General features: G+C 47.5%; 11 protein-coding genes. 7 read left to right on the top strand and 4 right to left on the bottom strand.

Annotated elements, in window-relative coordinates; all coding sequences use genetic code 11:
• Nucleotides 1-50 precede the first annotated feature (50 nt).
• The 3 genes from RIF36_RS09440 (at nt 51) to RIF36_RS09430 (ending at nt 4818) form a co-directional block, all read left to right on the top strand.
• The gene (locus RIF36_RS09440; RefSeq protein ID WP_350120692.1) at nt 51-1670 is read left to right on the top strand and encodes a S41 family peptidase; all 1620 of its coding nucleotides are present in this window, start codon (nt 51-53) and stop codon (nt 1668-1670) included.
• Nucleotides 1671-2079: 409 nt separating this feature from the next.
• Nucleotides 2080-3240, top strand: a complete 1161-nt coding sequence (locus RIF36_RS09435; protein ID WP_350120695.1) for a homogentisate 1,2-dioxygenase — start codon at nt 2080-2082, stop codon at nt 3238-3240.
• Between the two features lie 282 nt (nt 3241-3522).
• A complete protein-coding gene (locus RIF36_RS09430) occupies nt 3523-4818 on the top strand; it encodes a UDP-N-acetylmuramoyl-tripeptide--D-alanyl-D-alanine ligase (RefSeq protein ID WP_350120698.1) in 1296 nt (431 codons plus the stop codon).
• A gap of 5 nt (nt 4819-4823) precedes the next feature.
• On the opposite strand, the gene RIF36_RS09425 is transcribed toward RIF36_RS09430, so the two are convergent.
• Together RIF36_RS09425 and RIF36_RS09420 are read right to left on the bottom strand one after the other, a co-directional pair.
• Nucleotides 4824-6206: an alanine/glycine:cation symporter family protein gene (locus RIF36_RS09425; protein ID WP_350120701.1), complete on the bottom strand. Its 1383-nt coding sequence runs from the start codon at nt 6204-6206 to the stop codon at nt 4824-4826.
• A 3-nt stretch (nt 6207-6209) separates the two neighbouring features.
• Nucleotides 6210-6908, bottom strand: a complete 699-nt coding sequence (locus tag RIF36_RS09420) for an arylesterase (protein ID WP_350094988.1) — start codon at nt 6906-6908, stop codon at nt 6210-6212.
• A 286-nt stretch (nt 6909-7194) separates the two neighbouring features.
• On the opposite strand from RIF36_RS09420, the gene RIF36_RS09415 reads away from it, so the two are divergent.
• Nucleotides 7195-7932: a LytR/AlgR family response regulator transcription factor gene (locus RIF36_RS09415; protein WP_350120704.1), complete on the top strand. Its 738-nt coding sequence runs from the start codon at nt 7195-7197 to the stop codon at nt 7930-7932.
• Here RIF36_RS09415 and RIF36_RS09410 read toward each other — a convergent pair.
• A complete protein-coding gene (locus RIF36_RS09410; protein ID WP_350120707.1) occupies nt 7929-10031 on the bottom strand; it encodes a tetratricopeptide repeat-containing sensor histidine kinase in 2103 nt (700 codons plus the stop codon). The genes RIF36_RS09415 and RIF36_RS09410 overlap by 4 nt on opposite strands.
• A gap of 653 nt (nt 10032-10684) precedes the next feature.
• Entirely contained in the window at nt 10685-12904 is a 2220-nt protein-coding gene (locus RIF36_RS09405; RefSeq protein ID WP_350120710.1) for a tetratricopeptide repeat-containing sensor histidine kinase, read from the bottom strand.
• Nucleotides 12905-13132: 228 nt separating this feature from the next.
• Here RIF36_RS09405 and RIF36_RS09400 point away from each other — a divergent pair, with 228 nt between their 5' ends.
• From RIF36_RS09400 to RIF36_RS09390, 3 genes are all read left to right on the top strand, one after another.
• Nucleotides 13133-17272, top strand: coding sequence for a fibronectin type III domain-containing protein (locus RIF36_RS09400; protein WP_350120713.1), 4140 nt, complete (start codon nt 13133-13135; stop codon nt 17270-17272).
• A 243-nt stretch (nt 17273-17515) separates the two neighbouring features.
• Complete coding sequence (locus RIF36_RS09395; protein WP_350120716.1) at nt 17516-19501, top strand: histidine kinase dimerization/phosphoacceptor domain -containing protein; 1986 nt, start codon at nt 17516-17518, stop codon at nt 19499-19501.
• Complete coding sequence (locus tag RIF36_RS09390) at nt 19494-20204, top strand: response regulator (protein WP_350120718.1); 711 nt, start codon at nt 19494-19496, stop codon at nt 20202-20204. Before RIF36_RS09395 ends, RIF36_RS09390 begins: the two co-directional genes overlap by 8 nt.
• The last annotated feature ends 62 nt before the right edge of the window (nt 20205-20266 follow it).

Raw genomic sequence — 20266 nt, 5'->3', positions numbered from 1 at the left:
ATTGAGTATTGACCGGAAAGAAAATAGAAGTCTCGATCAAAGAAAAAATTATGAATAACTCAAAGTGGGCCATCCGTTTGCCAATCATTATTACCTCAGCTGTCGCCATTGGTGTACTTCTGGGAGCTAACTTCACCACCAGCGACACTCCGTCGGGCGATATGAACAAGAGCCTGTTCAAGTTCAGAGAAGTGCTGGGTTATATCGACAGAAATTATGTGGACGATGTAGACTCAGAAGAACTGGTGGAGACCGCCATTGTGAAGATGCTGGAGAAACTGGATCCACACACGGTATACATTCCTAAAGAAGAGGCTGTGCTTGCTCAATCGCAACTACAGGGCAACTTCGAAGGCATTGGTATCGAATTCAATATTTTCAAAGACACGCTGTATGTTGTTACCCCACTCAGCGGCGGCCCATCTGAAAAAGTTGGACTCCAGGCCGGTGATAAAATTGTGAAGGTAGACGGGGAAAACATTGCAGGCATAGGCCTGAACAACAGAAAAGTGTTTGAAAAGCTGCGTGGGCCAAAAGGATCGGAAGCGAAATTGCAGATCATCAGAGACTCCAAGAAAGCACCGCTTGACTTCACGATCATCAGAGATAAAATACCTCAGTCATCGGTGGACGTGTCATACATGGTGAATAAAGAGGTAGGTTATGTGAAGGTGAGTCGCTTCACTGCTACTACCTACGATGAGTTTTATGCGGCCATGGAAAAATTGATTGACCAGGGCATGAAGAAGCTGGTGCTTGACCTGACAGGAAACCCTGGCGGCTATCTGGACAAGGCGGTGAACATGGCCGACGAGTTGCTGGCCGATGATGATATGATCGTGTATACCAAAGGAAAAGAAACCCGCTACAACGACGAATACAGGGCTGTGAGAAAAGGGATTTTTGAGAAGGGGCCGGTAGTAGTAATGATTGACCAGGGAAGTGCTTCGGCCTCAGAAATTGTGGCCGGTGCGCTGCAAGACAATGACCGGGCACTTATTGTGGGCCGGAGGTCGTTTGGCAAAGGCCTGGTGCAAATGCCGATCAACCTGAGCGACGGCGCTGAATTGCGACTAACCATCTCGAGATACTATACGCCAAGCGGGCGCTCTATTCAGAAGCCCTATGACGGAAAAGACGCCGCCTATTCGCATGACCTGGCCGACAGGTACGAAAACGGCGAGCTTTTTGTGGCCGACAGCATTCATGTGAACGACACACTGGAGTACGCCACAGGTAAGGGAAGAAAAGTGTATGGCGGCGGTGGCATAGTGCCCGACTTCTTTGTGGCCATAGATACTACGGAAACGTCGAGTTACCTGACCAAGATGTACACCAGCAACTCGCTGAGGGAGTATACATTCAAATACTATGAGGCCAATAAGCAGAAGTTTGAGAAAATGGGCTTTGACGAGTTTTTCAACGACTTTAACGTGACCGACAAAATGCTGGAAGACCTCAACAAGGTGGCAAAAGAAAATGGTGTGAAGTATAACGCTGTGGATTTTGCCAAGTCGAAGGAGCTTGTGCGTATTCACATGAAGGCGCAGATAGCCCGAAGCAACTGGGGAGAAGAAGGCTTCTTCCCCGTCTTCAACCAGGCCGACGAGATTTTCATCAAAGCACTTACACTCTTTGACCAGGCCGAGCAGTTGGCAGAAAGGAATTAAAGGATAGAAGGTTAGAAATTCCGGACAACGGATTCCGAATTCAAAAGGCTGAATCTGACAAGTGTCGGTTCAGCTTTTTTATTATGCTCTGGAAATTATCTATTAGATGGCTTCGGTTTAAAGGTATTTTAATTTGAGTAGCGCCCTTCTGGGAGGGAGGGCGAAAAATGGCGGCAGGCTGAGGGTAGTTGGGCTGTGCGTTAATTTTTCGATGATTTTTGGTTACTTTTCATCCCGGCGGGGAACCGCAAGGAAAAGTAACAGCCCGTCCGGCTTTGAGGACATATTTACCTGTTAGCAGATTCTGGCATAATTTTTTAGCGGCGTCTAGACACGTCCCAATCTAAAAGCGCTTTTGCTCTTTAAAGCCTTTATCATTATGTAAATTTGACTATTAACCCTACATGAGATGGCTTACTATTATAAACTGGGCGAAATACCCCCCAAACGACACACCCAATTCCGCCAACCCGATGGCAGCCTCTACAAAGAAGAGCTGGTAAGCTCCAAAGGCTTTTCGGGCATTTACTCTAACCTTTACCATATCAACGCCCCCACCCGGGTAAAGTCTGTCGGCAAACCTGTCCGGTACGGGTCAAAAATTGCCGAGGACAATCCGCTGCTGCAAACCCATTTAAAAACAACCGGCGTCGGCACTACTGGCGGCGACTGGCTGGAGGCCCGCAAAGTGCTGCTCAAGAACAAAGACGTGTCGATGGCCCTTTGCAACCCCAGCAGCCGAAGCATGGACTATTTTTACAAAAATGCCGAAGCCGATGAGGTCATTTTCATTCACGATGGCAGCGGCTGGCTGTTGTCTCAGTTTGGCAAGCTCAGGATCAAGTCGGGCGACTATGTAGTCATTCCCCGCACCACCATTTATAAGCTTCAATGGGACGAAGGGCCCCTGAGAACACTCGTCATCGAGTCGGCTGGGCCAGTCGAAACCGTGAAGCGTTACCGCAATGAGCTGGGGCAGCTCTTAGAGCATTCGCCCTACTGCGAAAGGGACATCAGGCCACCATCGGAGCCAGCCACCGATTCAGCAAAAGGGGAGTTTCTGATGAAGATCAAAAAGGGCGGCTATCTGCACCAGTATGTGTACGACTACAGCCCTTTTGACGTGGTGGGCTGGGACGGCTTCCTGTATCCCTATGCCCTTAGCATTCATGATTTTGAGCCGATCACCGGGCGCATCCACCAGCCGCCGCCAGTGCACCAGACCTTCCAGGCGCATGGCTTTGTTATCTGCAGCTTCGTTCCCCGCCTGTTCGACTATCACCCGCTATCAATTCCCGCTCCCTACAACCACAGTAATATAGATTCCGATGAAGTGCTGTACTATGTGGAAGGCAATTTCATGAGTCGCAAAGGAATTGAAAGAGGTTCGTTTACGCTACACCCCGGCGGCTTGCCACATGGGCCACACCCAGGCACGGTAGAAAAAAGTATTGGTGCTAAAGAAACAGAAGAGTTGGCCGTAATGCTCGACACTTTCGGGCCGCTGTACTTAACGGAGGAGGCACTGGAGTTCGTCGATCCTAACTACCCGATGAGCTGGACGGAGTAAAGAAGCCGAAAAACCGGAGCCGGGCGTCGGTACGGCGGGGATGGCGTTTGCGTGGGTGCCGTCAGCCGCCCGAAAAAGGTCGGATCCGGGAGATGATAGGCGTTGGTACAGCCAGCAGGTCAGCAGCGTTGGAGCCGTCAGCCGCCGGGATCCGATTCGGGTCTCCGGTTAACAGTATTGCGAAAAGACAGCAGCTGGAAGCCCTCTCCTCTGCTGACTTTCTCGCCCGGCACTTTCGTACTCACCCACTCGTCATTACCTTTGACCTCAAACAATTTGTGAATGGACAACAACTTCATCGAATTTCTTTATAGCCGTTTTCTTCTATCGAGCGGAGTAAGCACCGACACCCGCACCGTGGCTGAAGGCAATCTATTCTTTGCACTGAAAGGCCCCAACTTCAATGCCAATGCCTACGCAGCAGAAGCGCTGGCGAAGGGGGCGAGCTACGCCGTAATCGACGATGTGGCATACAAAAAGGGAGACAAATACATCCTGGCTGAGGATGGCCTAAAGGCTTTACAAGACCTCGCCACTTTCCACCGCAGCAGGTTCCACAGAAAGGTGCTTGGGCTCACCGGCTCCAACGGCAAAACCACCACCAAAGAGCTGATCAATGCCGTGCTCAGCAAGCAATACATCACCCACGCCACCACCGGCAACCTCAACAACCATATCGGCGTGCCGTTAACCGTGCTGGGCATCCACCCGCAGGTAGAGGTCGCCATCATCGAAATGGGCGCCAATAAGATAGGCGATATCCGTGAGCTTTGCGACATCGCCGATCCCAACCATGCCCTGATCACCAATATCGGTAAGGCACATCTGGAGGGCTTTGGTAGTATCGAAGGGGTGCTCCGGGGGAAAAGTGAGTTGTTTGACCATATCCGGAAAAACGAAGGCACCGTCTTCATCAACAGCCGCCAGCCCATGCTGCAAAACATGGCGAAGCGGTTTGAGTCTGCCGTTACCTTCCCCCAACCTGGCGACACATACGAAGTGAAGTTCATCGAAGCCAACCCGTTCGTAGTTTTTCAGGTAGGTGACAGGGCACCAGTTACCAGCCAGTTGATTGGCAGCTACAACTTCGACAATATTGCCGCCGCCATGGCTGTGGGGCAGTACTTTGAAGTGCCGCTGGAAAAGGCCGAGGCCGCCATTGCAGGCTACCAGCCAAAAAACAATCGCTCTCAGTTGCTCAAAGTCGGCAGCAACGATATCATCCTCGACGCCTACAACGCCAATCCCGATTCTATGAAGGTGGCCATAGAGAACCTCAAGACCATGAAGGTCGACAACAAAGTGGCCATCCTGGGCGATATGCTGGAATTGGGAACCGACTCAGACAAGGAGCATGCCGCTATCGGTAAAGCAGCTTGTGAGGCAGGCTTCCATCAGGTGATTTTCTGCGGGCCTAAAATGAAACAGGCGAAAGAATCGTGTCCTTCTGCGCTGCATTTTGAAACGAGAGATGCACTACTGGATCATGTGAAGACATCGGGCTTCTCTAGCTGCACAATTTTGATCAAAGCCAGCAGAGGAATAGGGTTGGAGAAAGTGGTGAATGCTTTGGAATAAAGAATTCAACTTTGCTTCTCCAGCTCCCCTCTTTTCACCCTGCCAAAGTAATCGTTGGCAGCAGCCTTCACCTTAGGCGCCAGCAAAATGGCCCCGACCATCGTAGGGATGGCCATTAGTCCAAACATCACATTGATGAAGTCGACCACCATAGTGAGCGTGGTGATGGATCCCACGATAATGATGGACACATACCAATAGTTAAAGTAGTGGGCGTATTTGGCTCCAGCCAGAAAGCTGACACATTTGGTGCCATAGTAGCTGTAAGAGAACAGGGTCGTAAACCCGAATATCAGCACGCAGAGGAATAACAGGAATGGCCCTACCGTTGGCATGGCCGCCTCAAATGCTTTGCCTGTCAGGGTAATGCCGTTTGTGTCGGTGGTTTGCCACACGTTGGTAGCGAGAATGGCAAAACCCGTCAGCGTGCAAACCAGCAAAGTATCAATGGCCGGCCCCATCATGGCGACCAACCCTTCTCTCACCGGCTCCTTGGTTTTAGAGGCGCCGTGCATCAACGGAGCGGTACCAATACCCGCCTCATTGGAGAAAGAAGCTCTCTTCGCTCCCTCTATGATCAGCGCCCCAATGGCTCCTCCCATGGCGGCTTTGGCGGTAAATGCATCACTCAGAATCATGCTGAAAATGTGTGGAATATCAAGGAAGTGAATGCCCAAGATGTATAGCACACACGCCATGTACAGCACCACCATGAACGGTACCATGCGGCTGGCCACCAGGCCAATTCTCTTGATACCACCAAAGATAACCAGACATGTAAGCAGCGTAATAACCAAGCCCATTACCAAATTGGAGGTGAAAGAACCTGCCCAACCAAATCCAGCCGGAATAAGAAGTACGTCATTTGTAACTTGAATGACCTGATTGGCTTGAAAAATAGGTGTGGCTCCAAAAAAACAGAATACGCTGAAGAACACGGCCAACGGCTTCCACTTCTTGCCAAGACCTTCTGTAATCACATACATCGGGCCGCCCTGCACATCGCCGTTGGTGTCTTTTCCCCGGTACATCACGGCCAGTGTGCAGGTGAAAAACTTGGTGGCCATTCCAAAGAACGCACTTACCCACATCCAGAAGATAACGCCCGGCCCACCCATTACAATGGCAATGGCCACGCCACTTACATTACCCATTCCGATAGTAGCCGCCAAGGCACCGGAAAGCGCCTGAAAATGGCTGACATCACCCGGAGCATCCGGATCGTCGTATTTGCCCCTCAAGACATCGAGGGCGTGTTTAAAATAACTGAAAGGCGCAAAGCCTGAATAGAACATGAAGAAAATGCCGCCACCCATGACAAGCACCAGCAAAGGCACTCCCCACACGAAGTTGGCCGCAGCCGAAATGAAACTTTCTATTTTGTCCACAGATCAAATATTGTCTTCGTCAATGATAGGTTTGAGTACAGCCCACACATTGTCCGCCAACATCTTGTGTCCTTCCGGCGTGGGATGGATACCATCCGGAAGATTCAACTCTGGAATTCCCCCCACCCCCTCCAAAATGAAAGGAATAAGTGCAGTGTTGTGATTTTCGGCAAGCATTGGGAAGATGTCCTTGAACCTGTCGGTGTACTCCTGCCCCATATTAGGTGGAATCTGCATACCAGCCACAATAATTTTTACCTGCGGGTTCGATTGCTTTACTTTTTCAATGATTTCTGAAAGATTCTTCTCGGTTTCATCCAGGCTAATGCCTCTGAGTCCGTCGTTGCCCCCCAGCTCCAATGCAAAAATATCGACAGGAGTTTTCAGCACCCAATCAATCCTGGAAAGCCCACCGGCACTGGTTTCGCCACTCAGACCTGCATTGATGACATTATAATCGTAGCCAAGCGAGTCGAGCCGCTCCTGAATGATGGCCGGAAAAGCCTCGGATATGTCAAGCCCGTAACCTGCGGTAATGCTGTTGCCATAGAAAAGAATGACTTTTCGTTTGTCTTCAGCAGGTTCGCTGGCAACATCCGCTTCACTTACCTTCTCTTTTGAAGTCGTTTGTTTACTGCTATCGATGCTGTCACAGGCAAATACCCCAACAAGCAGCAGCACTCCCAAAATACTTTTTATCATAAGCACCTTCTTTTGTGTTACAAGTATACTAATTCATGAACGAAATATGCCCGAATGCCTTTAAGTTGATGAACGGCGAAAATGCCTTCAGGGTCAAGGCATTTAAGGCAGGGCTTTCCTGGAAACAGCATTTAAGTACCTGTTTTTAAACCAGTTTGTGCTGAAATTCCGCCGATAACATTATGCAATAAGAAAATCTTGGTTAACTTAACCTAACATTTACATTTGCAACGAACATGCAAGTGACAATGCGGTTTTTTGAATTTAATTGTTAGCCAAACTACCTATGGAAACGGTGAAAGTTCTCATTGTTGAGGACAAGTCTGTGGTCGCAGAAGACTTGAAATTGTGTCTTCAGGACTACGGATATGTGACACTGGGCATTTGCAGCAACGGGCACGATGCCATAACGATGGCCGACGAACTGTCGCCGGATATTTTATTGATGGACATCAACATCAATGGATCAATCGATGGTGTGGAAACAGTGCGGCAGATTACTTCCAAAAATACAATGCCGGTTATTTATCTAACAGCCTATAGTGATTCAGTTACTGTGGATCGGGCCAAAGCCACTCACCCAGCGGCCTACCTCGTCAAACCTTTCGATCCGATTGACCTGAAGATTGCGATTGACATTGCCATAGAGAACTTCCAGGAATACCGAAACGGCGAAGAAGTGTCAGGCGTGCCCCATTCTATACCCATCATAAACGACTCTTTTTTTATTAAGCAAGGGGAGTCTTATCACAAAGTACCATTTAGCAACATATTATATGTTGAAGCTGATGGAAGCTATACCAAAATCCACACCACGCAGGGCACTATGACTTTGTCGATGAATATGAAAGGTGTTTTGTCGAACCTTCCGCCTATTTTCTTGAAGGTGCATAGGTCATTCATTGTAAACCTTCGCATGGTTGACAAGTTTGACAGGAATAATCTGTATGTGGGAGAAGTCGCCATACCTGTAAGCAATTCTAATAAAGATATTTTGACTGAAAAGTTTTTGAAAATCTCCTAGGCCATTCTGAACTTAATTTCGACTTCGGCACCCCCTCCTGCTCCATTGGAAAATTGCACCGTACCACCCAACTCAGCAACCAGCATCTTCATGAGGTTAAGCCCAAAGTGAGCCCGACTCCTCACGAACCCGAGATCAAAACCAGGCCCATTGTCTGATATTTTTATCAGCACCTCATTACTCACCCTGGCACCTTCACATTTTACTATAAGCTTTTTTCCAGACTGATAAGCGTGCTTAAAGATATTTGAGAAAATTTCATTGACAATCAACCCAAACGTAACTGCCGTGTCCACATCTAATTCTATCTCTTCACAAAAGTTCACCCGATCCACCTCAGATTCACCCAAATGATGAACCCTCAACAGATGGTCAAAAATATCCTCAGCATACTGCTTTAGCTCGACCGACTCATGATTGCCCTGCTGATATAACCGCTGATGTAGCAACGACATTGACTGCACTCTGTTCTGCCCCTCAAAAATTGCCTTTCTCGCATTAACATCTTCAATACCCCTTTGCTGAAGCCTGAGAAGGCTGGAAATAATTTGGAGGTTGTTCTTTACTCTGTGATGGATTTCTCCAATAAGAATTTCCCTTTCTCTGGCCTTTTTCTCCAGTCTTTTGTTTTGCTCCCCAATCTGATTTTTTTGATCCTCGACATTTGACTTAAGAGACCTTATCCTGCCCAGGCGGTTACTTACAAAAACAAGAAGAATCAAAATCGTCAATAAACCCCCGCTTAGAAGGGTAATCAACTGCCTCTGAAGGCCAAGCACACTTGCATCAAGGCTGGATATTCTGTTCAGTTGATCGATCTCTTTTTGTTTCTCTTCAGTCTCATACTCTATTTGAAGCTTGGCAATTTCTCTGTGGGCAAGCGCATCGTTGATTAGCTGGTTGAGCCTGGTCGATTCCTCAAGAAAAAAAAGCGCCTTTTCAAATTGGCCGCTTCCGGAATGCGCTTGAAACAAAAGGTGGGCGGCATCACGTTTAAGTTTTTTTATCTCCAACTGTGAGGCCAGCTCATACGCATAGTTCGCCTTTTCGACCGCCATCACTCCGTTACTAGCCTCCAAATAAATTTCCCCAAGCTCGATATTCAATCTTATCAATGACAATCGATGCCCTAAGCTGTCGTTGAGGTTGACAGAAGCATTTAAATACTCAATCGCTTTGTCGAAGTCTCCACCACTCCTTTCTATTTTGGCAAGCTCAGAGAAAGTATAATCCAGTTGAATCAAGTATCCATTTTTAAGATAGATTTCATGCGACTTCAAAAAATAGTCTCTTGCTTCATCCTTATTACCAAAATCAGAGGCCACCTTTGCCAGCTTTCGGTAGCAGTCGGCCAGGAGCAGAGACTCTCCCAATTCTTTGTAGATGATTTCCGACTTGAGAAAGTACTCCCTGGCTTTCTCATTTTCTGTCAGAAGGTCGTACAGGTTGGCGATCTCAAAAAGTTTTGACACAAGGGTCAGTGAAGGTAGGCCCTGATCAACCCCTTTTAGCTCATGAAGCCTCTTCTGCAAAAGCCTTCGTTTGACAAAGCTTGCTTCACCTCCAGGCTCCTGATCATACCGTTTGCTCGATTGCTCGTAGATATTGCGAAAGTTGAGATCCAGTTTCATTGCCTCAACAAAATATTGCTCAGATTGCAGGTAATCTCCCCTCGAATCGAAAATAAGACCCAGGTTATTCAAAATACGTGAAAGGTTGACCGTGTCCTTTGATTTCCGAAACGCTTGCTCCGATTTATTCAGGTATTCGATTGCCCTGGGGTAATCTGCTGTGTAGTAGTAGACAAGTCCAATTTTATTGTACACCTCCCCGTACTCAGCTTCCATGTTATTTCTTTCGAAGATGTTCATGGCTTTTGCGTGGTAAAAAAGAGCACTGTCATATCTGCCATGGGCCCAGTAGGCGATTGCCTTGTTTTGATAAGCTTTTGCTTCCCCTTTTTCATAAGCCAATTTGAGGCTTAGCTCCAGCGCTTGCTCAGCATAGCTCATTGCCATGTCGAAATTACTTAGGTGCCTGTAGGCCGAAATGGAATTGTATACCCTCACTCGCAAAGTATCGTCCAAATCTTTTTTCAATATTCTATTGAGGCTATCTATTTGTGACAAAAAAGGCTGGCACCTCAGTTCTTGCAAAAAGAAGAAAGAAAAAAAGAACACCACAAAAGAGACCTGCTTACATGTCATGACCTCCAAAGACTTTATGGTAATATTTCATTCACAAAAAAAACAAGATGACTCAAGCACCAAATCTTATCACCTGCAAAGATTCCCAAATCGCTGTTTTAATTTCAGCATAATTTACAAGGCTTAACTGACTGTAAATAAAGCGATAACAGTTCACGTAAGTACCCTATTTTTTTGACAAAAACAATTTAGGCAAACCTGATCGCCTGTGACCACAGTCTTTTCTACCACTCAAAAACACCAATATGAAAAGGTCATTTTTTTCGATGTTGTCACTTGCTGCTCAACGACGTCTTCGGACTTTTGACCATGACGGCAAAATGCGGCTTTTAACGCTGCTTGTTTTACTCGCTCCTAATTCTTTCGCCGTTGCGCAATTCTCAGGATCCGGGACTGGAACCGAGTTGGGCGTGTAGAGGATAGCAAATCTGTTAGGAGCTTTATTGGTAATAACTTTGACTTTGAAGGGATGTCAGGAGGATATGTGGGCAATTGAAACTCATCGGTGGCTGTTTCTGCGCCTTCAGAAACAGGGGCGGTCACCATCAGTCGACATGAGCTTCGTCAATTCGTATTGTGACAGTCAATCCTTTTGTCGCCCCGCCTGCAAATGTAGCCTCACCACCCAGCTCAGTGGCAAGCATTTCAACAAGTTTCAGACCAAACCCACCTTCTTCGAAGTCTACCTTTTCAGGGAAACCGGGGCCATTGTCTGTAATTCGGATGGTCAATCCATTTTCTCTTTTTATTTCCGAGTGAAGTCTCAGCACATCCACAAAAGGATAGGCATGTTTAAAAATATTCGAATACACCTCATTGGCCATCAACCCTATCGTAACCGCAGTGTCTATTTCGAGGCTGACATTATCAGCTTCAAAGCTGCAGTCCATCTTTTGCTTGTCCAAATTGTAGACCTTTGCCAGATGCTTGCATACGTCCGATACATAGTCGGCGATAGGGATTTTACCATACGACCCGTGCTGGTATAGTCGCTGGTGAAGTAGAGACATAGCCTGCACCCTGTTTTGGCCTGCAAAAAGAGCCTCTTTGGCAACAACATTTTTCACTTTCCGCTGCTGAAGTCTCAGCATGCTGGAAACAACCTGCAGGTTGTTTTTTACCCGGTGGTGAATTTCTCCAATTAAAAGCTCACGCTCTCTGCCTCTTTTTTCGAGCTTAAAGTTTTGCGCTTCGATAAACGCATTCTTTTCTTCTATCCCCGATTTAAGCTCTCTGATTTTGATCAGTCTATTTCTCATCACAACGAGGATAACCGCAAAGGCAGCAAAACCTCCTCCCATAAGCATCAACAACTGCTTCTGCAAAACCACGACGTTGCTTTGCAGCTGGGACACCTCATTTAGTTGATCAATTGCCTTCTGCTTTTCTTCACTCTCGTACTGTATTTGTAGCTCGGCTATTTCCCGGTGGGTAAGCTCATCCCCAAATTTCTGCTTTAGAGAGGTGCTTTCCTCCAGATAACTCAAAGCAGTGCCCATCAGTCCGATTGCCTTGTAGCACTCATAAAGCTGCCTTGCACTCGTCTCCACCCTGGTAAGTGACCCAATTTCCCTTGCTATTTCATAGCCTGACTGGGCATAAGATAGTGCCTCCTGCTTCCTGCCTTGCTCCAATAGTGTCCCTGCCAGTGCTACCTTAGTCTTTGACAAAGCTGCCCTGTGGCCAAGGCTATCGTCGAGGGTAATTAGTCTTTTATAATGAAGAATGGCGTCCTCAATATTGCCCAGCTTATAATTTGTTTCCCCAAGCTGCGCCACAACCGCAGCTAGTCTTATGTAATTTCCCTGACTAATATAAATTGATTCCGATTGACGAAAAACTTCCAGAGCAGACCCGAAGTCGGCGAGCTCGACATAACATTCCGCCTGGTCACGGAGGCAGTGCGCCAACAACACCTGCTCATCCAGCTCAGCGTATATTTCTGAGGCTCTTCTGTAATAGCTCAGGGCTGAGTTGTACTCCTTCAAAACAAAGTAAATTTCCGCAGCCTCAACGCAAAGATTAGCAAGCTGCTCGGCGCTTCCGCTCTCGCCCACCCGCTCAATTCTCTCCAACCTTTGTTCCAGAATCGGCCTGTTAATGAACTCATTCTCATGTATCATTCCCTTGCCATAGGTGCGGTTTTGCTGATCACGCAACTGTCTAAAGCTCTGGCTCAGCTGCAGACTTTCGATAATGTAATGAGTGGAAGTTGCATAGTCACCTTTGGAATCATGCACAAGGCCCATATTGTTCAGTACTCTGGCCAGATTGGCGGTATCATTTCTCGCCCTGTAATCCTCAATTGACCTACTCAGGTAGCCAATTGCTTTGTCATATTCGGCGATATAGAAGTATACAAGACCAATTTTGTTGTAGGCCTCCGCCAGCTCATTCGTCATTCCACCGGTGCGAAACATCTCAATAGACTTCTTATGATTCTCGAGTGACTGATCATACCTGCCATTGGCCCATGAGGTTAAAGCAATATTCTGATACCCTTTGCTTGTTCCATACCCATAATCAATTTCTTCCGCTCTTCGTATGGCCAGATTGGCATAGCGAATGGCCTCCCTAAAGTTTCTCCCGTGGAGTTCGTTCGAAATTCTATTGAGTGTGTTTACATAGGCTGTGTCGGGAATTTCCCGGGAAAGTACATACTGAAGACTATCGATCTTTTTTTTAAATGGCTGGCTATAGCTAACCACCGCATGAAGCAACAGTAACATCGAAATCAGTAAAATGTTTGCACCCAGCTTTTTCATTCACAAAAGACTTTGAGCGATTCAGAAAGTAAACCTTGCTGCTCGCAAATATTTCCAGTCTGGCACCTTTTTGCCGCTTAACTTATTGACAATTAGTTCCCTTGAAGCATGCTGTCAACTTGCTATCGAAGTACTTTTTATTTTTTGACAAAAACAATTTGGTCTTAGAAGATGCCTACTACGTCGGGATTCAAATGGTTCAGGCTTGCACCTTACTTAATTACTTTGATGAAACGATACCTACATTTTTTGCGCTCAGGCATAACCCATAAATCGCCAGTTGGCACCAGCACATGCCTCAGGCTGTTTACGGCATTGGTTTTCTGCCTGTCACTTCAGCCTTCTTTTTCTCATGCACAATTCTCAGGCCTGGGAGCGGGAACAGAGGGCGAGCCATATCAAATTACTACGGCGACGCATTTGAATGAAATCAGAAACGATCTCAACGCCCACTATGTACTCCTCAATGATATCGATCTCACGTTCGACACGAGTGACCCAAGCGGACAGTTTTGGAACGGAGGGCTCGGGTGGGAGCCTATTGGAACAGTCGACGATCAATTTACAGGGGTAATAGACGGAAATGGGTTCAGCATTATTGGGTTACATATAAATAGACCAGCGGGAAATTTCGTTGCCTTCCTGGGCTATGTGGCCTCGCCGGCCGAAATAAGCAACCTGGGAATAGCAGCTACAGAAATTACAGGCTTTTTCTACACCGGGAGTCTTCTGGCGTTTGGTAACGGGGCCACCGTGTCGAACTGCTTTGCAACCGGATCCGTGACCGGAACTGATTTTACCGGTGGGCTTTCAGGAGGACTGACCTCAAATTTGACTGAGTGTTATACAAACGTGAGTGTTGTGGCCACAGGAGGCAGTACCGGGGGGTTCTCAGGTATCGCAACAGGTGCTACTATTGACAACTGCTACGCCACTGGCAACGTGAATGGCAACAACCACGTAGGCGGCTTTACCGGCTACGTGTTTACTTCGGGCGGTGAGGGAGGAGGCTCAATCACCAACTGTTTTTCATCGGGGCTGGTCACAGGCAACAGCAATGCAGGCGGGTTTGCTGGCTTTGCAGAAGGTGATGACGTTACTTCTGTCTATTGGAATACCACTTCAAGCGGCCAGGCCACCTCTGCGGTTGGCAGCGGACTGAACCTGGGCGACATGAGAACCGAGGCGTCTTTTTCCGGTTGGGATTTTACAAGCATCTGGAGCATCAATGAAAACAGCTCCTTCCCTTTTTTGACCAACAACGAACAAAGCCCGGCCCCGGGGCATATCATTACCATGACAAGCGGAACGATTACCGCCTGTGGCATGGATTTTACCGACTCTGGTGGCTTCGGAGCCAGCCATGCTTCGTCCGAAGATTATACACTCACCTTTGAGCCGGAGAATGAAAATGAAAAGGTAAAAGTGTCGTTTTCCGCCTTCAAGCTTGAAACCGACTACGATGAGCTGGAGGTGTTTGATGGCCCGTCCACTTCGTCGCCCCTCATTGTTACACTGTCGGGGTTGGCCATCCCTGCCGATATTATAGCCAGCTCATCCGGCGGAGAGCTCACATTCAGGTTTACGTCGGATGGCTCCTTCGAATTTGATGGCTGGGAGGCGTTTGTTACCTGTGCTACAGTTCCACCTGACAAGCCAGCCCCGGTTACCTTCACGTCCATCGCCAGCACTTCATTAGTTGTCAACTGGGCGGCCCCCGACGACAATGGTATTGAAATTACCAGCTACACGCTAGCCCAAAAAGAAGGCGCCGCCGGAAGCTACTCCGATGTGTACACCGGCACTGACCTAACCTTCACTGCCACCGGCCTCACAAAGGGGGAAACATACTACTACCAGGTAAAGGCTACTAATGCGGCAGGAGACTCCGAGTTTTCGGATGCTGCTCAGGTAGTACCGGTAAGCATTATCACTATGGCTAATGGAACAGCCTCTGGCTGCGATGCCATATTTCTCGATCCCGGCGGAGCCGGCAACTACACCAGCAGCCTGGACATTGTGCTGACGGTAGAGCCCGAATTACCCAATACAAGAGCCTCCATTTCATTCTCCTCTTTTCAGCTTGAAAACAACTACGACTACCTGTACATTTACGACGGCTCCTCCACCACCTCCCCACTCCTGGCAACGCTTACCGGCAGTTCCATTCCCGCCGACTATGCAGCTTCAGGCGTCGATGGTACACTTACCTTTCGCTTCACATCGGACGGAAGCGCTGAGTATGCCGGCTGGGAGGCGCAAATAACATGCCTCGCCGCCACAGCACCATCTCAACCGGCCGGGGTTACCTTCGAAAACACATCCTCAAGTTCAACGACTGCTAAATGGACGGCGCCAGCAAATGGCGGCTCACCCATTACGGGCTATATGCTCCAGATGAAACAAGGAGTGGGTGGGGAATACACTACGGTATACACAGGTGAAAACCTCGCCTATACTGCCACTGGCCTCCAGGCGGGGGAGTCATACTATTTTAAGGTTGTAGCCACAAATACCATTGGCGACTCACCTGCAAGCGTTGAGACATCAGTTACCCCGCCTGCGACTGTGCCGGGCTCACCGCTGAGTGTGGAAGCAACTTCAGCCTCAGCCAGCGCAGTTGATGTCACGTGGGAAGCACCCGAGGAAACTGGCGGCTTTCCTATTTTAGGGTACAGAGTAATACGAAGGGTAAAGGGCACATCTGTATTTGAATTTGAAGACGTGGGGCTTGTTACCAACCATACTATTTCCGGGCTCTCAGCAGGTGTAACCTACGAGGTACAAGTAATGGCCAGGAATCAACTGGGGCTCTCAACGTACGGCATCCTCGTGGAAGTAGATGTCCTAAAGCTGGCTCAAACCATCACCTTTGAAGACGTTCCGGCTCAAACCTTCCTTGGTGAAAAAGTTTCTATGTTGACGTATGTCAGCAGCAGCTCCGGACTGCACGTTACTACGCAAATCGTGTCGGGGCCAGCCACGATTGACGCCGGAATAGTCAGCTTTACAGGCGCCGGTGAAGTGGTGGTAAAAGCCACCCAGGCAGGATCCAGCACGTATGCTGCAGCGGAGCCGGTGCAAAAGACGATAGTCGTTCAAAAAGCTTCTCAAAGCATCCAGACACAAAACCTCATCGCCACGTTCGGTGACGATCCATTGGAGGTATCGGCCTCGGCCACCTCCGGGCTGGCCGTTTCCCTCTCGCTTGCGTCAGGGCCGGGAGCGCTGGAAGGAAATACGTTGACCATTACCGGAGCAGGGTCGATAGTCATTCACGCTAACCAGGCAGGCAGTGACAACTACCTGCCTGCCGATCAGGCTACCATAACCACAACCGTAGCCAAGGGAGTACAGCTGCTCAGCGCTGTCGGTGCATCTGGTGCGGGATCCAACGGCACTCTTATCTATTCTCCTGCCGGCTTCCCTCTGGAGGCGACCTCCAATACCAACAACGCCATTTCATTTTCAGTGGTCGCCGGAAGCGGGCAAATAGACGGTCAAACCTTTATTCCGTTGCAGGCCGGTTCTTTCACCATAGCCGCCAGCCAGGAGGAAACCGACAACTGGACTGCAGCAAGCAAGACATTTGAGCTTTTTGTGCAAAAAGCCCAGCAAGAAATTATCGCTGACCAGGTTGCCGACAAGCTGAAGAGCGAAACACCCTTTACCCTCAACGCCACCTCGTCCGTAGAAGCTGAGGTAACCGCCAACTCCGGCACTGGCAAAACATCCTTCGAAGGCCTGACGGCGACCATCGACCCAGGTGCAGCTGCAGGGGTGGAGGTAATAAGCTTAACCGGTGCCGAAACTACCTTCTACGAGAGCAAGACCATCGACGTGGTATTTTGTATAATCGCCGATACTCCCACCATAGCGGCTGCCAAAAATAGCAGCGGGGGTTTTCTCCTCTCAAGCGATAACCTGGTAGACAGTCACCAGTGGCATTTAAACAGCGAGAGTGTCGGACTAACGGGCCCGGGAGAGACCTTCGCCATTGAACAAGCTGGAAACTACCATGCGTTGGCGCTGGCAACGAATGGGTGCCCTTCGAGTGGCTCATCCAATGTGCTTGAAATTGTGCTCGAAGAAGTGACGGGAATTGGATCAGCTGATCTGACAAACCTCCTGCTATATCCCAACCCTGCTCAGCAAACCGCTTCACTCTCAATGGACAACGCCTTTAATGGAACTGTAGCCGTTACCCTGCGATCCATCGCAGGTTCAGTACACGACAGACTGACTTTTGAAAAAACCAGCGGCAAATGGCAGGCTTCTCTGGACATAAGCCGGTTACCTTCTGGCATTTTCTTCATAGTAATACAACAGGGTGATGCGCTTATCACTAAAAAAATGATAAAACAATAGACTTAATCTATAACAACAAAGATTACACTTCGGTGTAGTTGGCTAACACGGGATCGAATAGAGCCGACAGGATTGTCGGCTTTATTTTTTTATGATTCCATAATTATAGAGACAGCAACATATCCCAGTTCTGTTTTTCTCACCAAGAGATGGGATTTACCCGCTTTCATTTCATAATTACCTCAAAATCACTATATTAATAGTCTTTTCAAATTTCTTAAATGTTTAAAAAGGTCTTCCGAAATGACTTTCAGTACCTGGATTTTCTTCGGCTTTTTATTAAACATTCTACAGAGTGGGGGCCAGCCGTTGGTACGACTACCCCAGCATCAACGGACGTTGGATTCAGAAGTGACGAGTCAGCTACTTGTATTCGAAGACACAAGTCGGTATCTCAGTGTCGATGATTTACTCACCCAGTCAAATCAATATCAATTCACTGATCTTGGTGAAAGGCTCTACCAGCCAAAAAAAACAAGCAACTATTGGTCAAAACTTCAAATTAAGGGAGCCTCTGTGCCACATGACAGTCTGGCTCTGTGCATCGGAGACATCAAATCGCCAGATTTTCTTGAAGCGTATGTGATAAGGCAGAATAAAGTGGACTACAAGGTAATTGGCGGAGTATTGACTCCCTACTCACTGCTCAGCGTAAAGACCAGATATGCTTCTGTAATTCCACTTTCAATCGATTCATCTGAACAAGTAACCGTGTTTTTGCGAATACAGAGTACGTCAGGCAGGGATATCAATCTTTGCACAAAACTGCAAGCCTACGAAAAGATAATGGCAAGCCACAACACCTGGCTATACTTTCAGCTCTTCTATCAGGGTGCGCTCATGACTCTGGTGCTTTACAATTTGATTGTTTTTTTAATTACAAGAGACAAAACCTACTTTCTCTATTCAGTGTATTTATTTTTGACAAGCTGGCTGTATTTCAGCGTACTTGGACTGGCGGATATCACGCTCTTTAGGGAAACTCCCTCAAAAACAATTCACTTTGGCATTTTCAGCCATGACTTGAATTTTATTTTCTACTTCCTTTTCACGCAATCGTTTCTTAACGCTAAGGTACTTTTTCCAACCATTTACAAGTGGATCAATAGGCTTGTCTTTATAAACATTGCTTTTCTGTGTGGCGACCTGATTAGTCTCAGCCTGTTCGACAACTATACGTTTATCAGCTTTTCTGCGGCCACTCTCTTTTTGATTGAACTTACGATCGGTTTTGTAATTGTGACAAAGGTGATCAAATCCCAGGTGACTGCTGCCTATTACTATTCTGCTGGAATCAGTATTCTAATTGTCGGTTCAATTATTGGCCTGACACTCTTCTTCAGTGGGAATAAGCTTGGCATGATAGTCCCCCAGGTAGCATCACTTATTGAGTTCATGTCTTTTTCAATTGCCCTGGCGTTCTTGTCCAATCAAAATGAGCGAGAAAAGCGACTCGCCAAGGAGGAAGTAATTGAAAAGTTAAAAGAAAATGAGCGGCTCCAGCAAAGGTATGCCTACGACCTGGAACTACAGGTGATCACCAGAACAGAAGAGATTAACCAACAAAAAGAAGTGATTCTTGCCAAGAATATTCTCCTGGAAAAGAACAACAAAGAGAAGGAAATTATGCTCGCTGAAATACACCATCGTGTGAAAAATAATCTTCAGTTTATTTCCAGTATGCTCAATATGCAAGCGAGAAGGTTGATTGACAGAACGGCAAGAATATCAGTTCGGGAGGGTCGGGACAGGGTAAAAGCAATGGCACTTGTGCATCAGAAACTTTATGAAGAAGAAACATTTGACGCAGTTCTGATGAAAAACTACATAAATACGCTGGTAAGAAATATACTAAGCTCCTATAGCGACGAGTACCTACCTTTAAATACCAGTTTGACCGTAAATGACGTCAAGATGGACTTTGAAAGGGCGGTATTGATAGGCTTGATAATAAATGAACTGGTGAGCAATGCGATAAAATACGCCTTTGTCAACAGCCCCAATCCGGTGCTCAGAATAAGCATGAAGCAAAAAAATGGACACATCGTGCTGGACATAGCGGACAACGGCAGGGGGCTGCCTGCGGGCTTTGAACTAGACAAAAACTCAAGCTTTGGACTAAAACTTGTGCGGTCGTGTGTAGCCGACCTTGACGCAACCTTTACCATAAAAAGTGCTCAAGGCGCTCGATTTGTTGTTCGTATACCTTACCCGGAAAATTATGAATAACCTCAGAATACTTGTAGTAGAAGACAAAGACATGGTGGCGCAGGATATAAAAGAAACGCTGAAAGAAATAGGCTATGGGCATGTTGACACGGCCAATACCGGAGAAATGGCGATCAGGATGTTTGAAGCCTCCAACTATGGGTTAGTCCTCATGGATATTAACCTCAAAGGGGGTCTTGATGGAATTTCAACATCAGAAAAAATCCACAAGGTCAGGGCAGTGCCTGTGATCTATCTAACAGCGTATTCGGACAAAGCCACCGTTTCACGAGCTGTTAAGACAGCCCCTGCTGGCTACCTGGTCAAGCCCTTTGACTCCAAAGACATTGAGATAGCCATTGAGCTGGCTGTTGCGAATAACGTCAACGTCTTTCCTTTGAATGAAACTGGCTCCAGAACAAAACTTCTGAAAACCGGCAACTCGAACAAAAACATTTTGAACGAAGAAATAATATACGCCAGGGCAGCAGGGAGTTACACAGATTTGTTCACAGCTAGCGGTCGGCACACACTTTCAATGAACCTCAGTAGTTTCATGAAAAAGACTGTGGCCAAAAATTTTATAAGAGTTCATCGATCATACTCCATCAATATCAATTTCGTAAAGGGGATGAAATCCAACAGGTTGATCGTCGGGAACCTTGAGATTCCGATTGGGAGAAGCCACAGGAGGTCGTTGAAAGAGTTTCTGGACACGAATTAAGTAGCTAAAACACAACCGGTAGCTTAGGGGTGCTTTGCATAACTTCGTTATTCGCCAGGGTA

Origin of the sequence: Imperialibacter sp. (assembly GCF_040222815.1) — a bacterium.
Lineage (GTDB): Bacteria > Bacteroidota > Bacteroidia > Cytophagales > Cyclobacteriaceae > Imperialibacter.
The sequence above is the reverse complement of the archived record's forward strand: the minus strand, read 5'-3'. Positions and strand labels throughout refer to the sequence as shown.